The organism is Pseudomonas sp. P1_F7 (assembly GCF_056405655.1).
This window is the reverse complement of sequence record NZ_JBFUBR010000084.1, coordinates 1-502: the sequence shown is the minus strand read 5'-3', so window position 1 is coordinate 502 and position 502 is coordinate 1. Positions and strand designations below refer to the sequence as shown.

Sequence of the window (502 nt, the reverse complement as noted above, 5' to 3'; positions counted from 1 at the left end):
CGCTGAAGATGTTCAAAGTAATCTTGTGGTAAACCCAAGCTCAGCGCGATCCCGCCAATAAGCATTCGCGCGAGTGCCAATACAGAGGAATGGTAATCTTCGGCAACCTTYTCAAATTGCGGCAGTACAGACGGCATTTGATTAGGACCAAAAAATGGAGAGACCTCATCATAATGAGCTCCGCAATCAAAACACTCTTTGAAATCRCGGGTATTACCAGGATCGACGTTTTCCGCGTACATCGGTATATAACCACGTAGCGTGAGCCCGGAATTCACGACATTAAGCTTGTTCTTCTCCTCATAAGGAAGCTTGAAAAAACTTTTGGTAAGCGCATACATCTCATCTATTAACTGCTGGTTAATGCCATGGTTTTTTATATAAAAAAACCCCACCTTTTCGCATGCATCACCTATTTGGCTTGCCACCTTCAGCGGATTTTCGCCATTTATGAGCGACGATATATCTATGACTGGAATTTCAGCTATGACTGGAATTTCAG

The 502-nt window shown here is 43.4% G+C and carries 1 protein-coding gene; it reads right to left on the bottom strand.

Features of this window, described 5'->3' with window-relative positions:
- Positions 1-497 (bottom strand): 2-oxoglutarate and iron-dependent oxygenase domain-containing protein (locus AC1D1M_RS31480; RefSeq protein ID WP_477778704.1); only part of this gene is annotated, 497 nt, incomplete at its 3' end.
- Between the last annotated feature and the right edge of the window lie 5 nt (positions 498-502).